This window comes from Microcoleus sp. BM001215392 (assembly GCF_036700185.1).
Lineage (GTDB): Bacteria > Cyanobacteriota > Cyanobacteriia > Cyanobacteriales > Microcoleaceae > Microcoleus.
This window is the reverse complement of sequence record NZ_JAUBOJ010000197.1, coordinates 1-3,109: the sequence shown is the minus strand read 5'-3', so window position 1 is coordinate 3,109 and position 3,109 is coordinate 1. Positions and strand designations below refer to the sequence as shown.

The following is a 3,109-nucleotide window of genomic DNA, read 5'->3' as shown; positions in this document are numbered from 1 at the left end:
CGCACAGATGCTACTAAAAATAGCGTAAAAATTGAAAACTTGGGTAATTCCTGCTGCATAGGACTAAGCTTTTCTGCATTTGAATTGTAGGTCAAAAACAATCAAACTATTGTCGGGAGTAGGGGTTGGGCGTCCCGCCCGCCATGAATATACAATTTAAATGCGCGACAGCTTAAAGGGAACAAATCCATATTACCTGCTATATCTAACGATAAGGTGCGCAGTGCGCACCCTACTACTTATGGAGCCTTAAATTTGCCACCTTTTGCGGGGTCTGACCAATCGCAAGAAAAGCCTTTTGTTTCAGCGACAAACTGATTCCAAGGAACCGGCTTAACTGCTTCTGGCGTAGCAAAAGTGATTTCAAACAAACCATCTTCTCTCACTTGGCCCAACCGCACAAATTTAGAAAGGTGATGGTTAGCTTCCAGCGTTACTTTGCCACCCGGGGCGTCAAAAGTTTGACCCAAAGCTGCTGCCCGCACTTTTTCCAAATCGTCTGGTGTTCCTGCTTTTTCGACGGCTTGCTTCCACAGGTAAACCATGATGTAAGCTGCTTCCATCGGGTCGTTGGTCACTCTCTCTTTGCCGTATTTTGCCTTGAAAGCTTCCACAAATTTTTTATTAGCGGGAGATTCCACAGTCATGAAGTAATTCCAGGCGGCGTAATGACCTTTGAGATATTCTAAACCGATCGCCTTTACTTCTTCTTCGGCAATACTGACGGACATTGACGGATATTTGTCCGGGCCCAAACCTGCACCCTGCAACTGTTTGAAAAATGCGACGTTGCTGTCGCCGTTGAGCGAATTGAAAATGACGCCACCATCGGGCAAAGCTGCCTTGATTTTAGTAATAATTGGCGTGACTTCGGTACCGCCCAAAGGAATGTAATCTTCCCCAACTAATTCGCCGCCTTTGGCTGCTAGCTGTGCTTTGATAATCGTATTTGCAGTGCGGGGAAAAACGTAGTCAGACCCGACTAAGAAGAATTTTTTGCCTTTATTTTCTAGCAGCCAGTCAACGGCTGGCTCGATTTGTTGGTTAGGCGCCGCCCCGGTATAAAAGATGTTTTTGGAACACTCTTGACCCTCGTATTGTACGGGATACCACAGCATATGATTTTTTTCTTCAAATACTGGCAATACTGCTTTGCGGCTGGCAGATGTCCAGCAGCCAAAGACGGTGACAACTTTGTCTTGATCGATCAATTTTTTGGCTTTTTCGGCAAAAGTCGGCCAGTCTGAGTTGCCGTCTTCTACTATTGCTTGGATTTGTTTTCCCAGGACGCCGCCAGCTTTATTGATTTCTTCGATCGCTAATTGTTCGGCATCGACAACGCTTTTTTCGCTGATTGACATTGTGCCGCTCAAGGAATGTAAAATTCCTACTTTGATCGTGTTCCCACTGCTGGCTGCTGGTGCTGCTGTTGGTGTAGTTCCGGTTGGAGAAGCGGCTGGGGTTGCGGTTGGAGTGGGAGTTCTACAAGCTTTTAGAAATAAACTTGATGTGAGGGTAGCAGAACTGTATAAAAGAAATTTCCGCCGATCGAATCGCTTTGTCATTTTTTGTTGTTACTCTTAAATAGTTCAGTCAGATGATTGAAAATAATAACATATAGCGACTTGATATTAAGACTAGCTTCACAAGAGTGTTGTACGTTTAGATACAAAACTTATTATTGATTGACAAATTCAATGTTTTGTGGGGATTGATAGTAACTGCGCTAAAAATCAGGTTTATTAACCTAGGTACGTCTTTTCAGCAGTCTGTCTAAAGTTAGAAACCCGGTTTTTGTAGGCAAAGACGTGATTGATGCTAAAAAGGGTGGCAGCAACCGGGTCGATCGCAAACTCACAGCCAAATATCAAAGCAGATGCCGATCGCCCTTTCTACAAATATAACAACCGCCACATCCCGCGCGGACATAAATAACCTGAATCAATAGAGCCGATACCCGTCCAGTATAAATGGTTTGATTCCCCTACTCTGCAACTGCCAACTGTCCACTGCCAACTGCCAACTGCCAACTGCCAACTCCCAACTGCCAACTGCCCACTCTCAACTGTCTAGTGATATATGGAGAATAGCGGACTCGAACCGCTGGCCTCTGCGGTGCGATCGCAGCGCTCTACCAACTGAGCTAATTCCCCTGATTGACTTTCTTTTTAGCATTTTAGATGCCCGATTGCCGAATCTAAAATGCTTACAGGTCGCATTTGCTTTTTATTTTGCAAACCGTCAACTACGTTAGCACGCAACTGCTAAAAACGTCAAGTCTTTTATGCAGCAGGCTCCGTGGGAGCGATCGAGCAAAGTTGGGCCACTCTGTCTAACTCTAAATCAGCAAAATAATCCACCGTCCAATTAGCTTGGCGCTGGATCATGTGAAACGGGTAAGTGTGAGTCACTCCCGCTACCTGCATCCCCGCTTTTTTCGCCGCTTCTATCCCCGCAAAAGAGTCTTCTACAGCCAAACACTCGATCGCTTGTAAGTTAAAAGCAGGATATTTCTGGTTGAGAAGTTCCACCGCCAACAGATAGCCGTCGGGTTCAGGTTTGCTCAGCATCGAGTCGTCGCCAGAGACAATTAACTCAAAGTTGGCAGCCAAACCCGATCGCTCTAACACCAATTCTATATCCGATCGCATTGCCCCGCTAACTACCGCCATTTTCATGCCGGAAACCCGAATTTTGTCAATAAATTCTGCCAAACCCGGATAAATGGGCAATGTTTCCAAACTATTGATTGTTTCCTGATAAGCTTGGGCCTTGCAACGCAGCAAGCGATCGAGGTATGTTTCTGTGAGATATCGTCCTCGGCGCTTCAGCAAGTCGGTAATACAAGTGCGATCGCTCCTTCCCAAACAAACTTCTCGAAACTCTCCGCGTTTGAGTTGGAGATTTTCATCAAGCATCAGGCGATCGATAATTTTCTCGTGAATCGACTCGTCATTAATGATAACGCCATTAAAATCAAATAAAACTGTTTTTAGAGTCATTAGTTATTGGTTATTAGTTATTGGTTATTAGTTATTGGTTATTAGTTATTGATTATTGGTTATTGGTTATTGGTTATTGGTTATTGGTTATTGGTTATTGGTTATTG

2 protein-coding genes and 1 tRNA gene are annotated in these 3,109 nt (G+C 44.5%); all 3 read right to left on the bottom strand.

Translation table 11 applies throughout. The features are described from left to right. Window positions 1-239: 239 nt before the first annotated feature. Window positions 240-1,565 carry an urea ABC transporter substrate-binding protein gene (gene urtA / locus QT974_RS20020; RefSeq protein ID WP_333470177.1) on the bottom strand — a complete coding sequence of 442 codons (1,326 nt, stop codon included), beginning with the start codon at window positions 1,563-1,565 and terminating at the stop codon, window positions 240-242. 515 nt (window positions 1,566-2,080) lie between these two features. Next, window positions 2,081-2,153: transfer RNA gene (locus tag QT974_RS20015), tRNA-Ala, on the bottom strand. 129 nt (window positions 2,154-2,282) lie between these two features. After that, a complete protein-coding gene (locus QT974_RS20010; protein ID WP_333470176.1) occupies window positions 2,283-3,002 on the bottom strand; it encodes an HAD family hydrolase in 720 nt (239 codons plus the stop codon). Window positions 3,003-3,109: the final 107 nt, after the last annotated feature.

What these genes read in the sequence shown, in the direction of transcription:
- urtA (WP_333470177.1), bottom strand. Translation starts at nt 1,565, where the DNA reads ATGACAAAGCGATTCGATCGGCGGAAATTTCTTTTATACAGTTCTGCT.
- QT974_RS20010 (WP_333470176.1), bottom strand. Translation starts at nt 3,002, where the DNA reads ATGACTCTAAAAACAGTTTTATTTGATTTTAATGGCGTTATCATTAAT.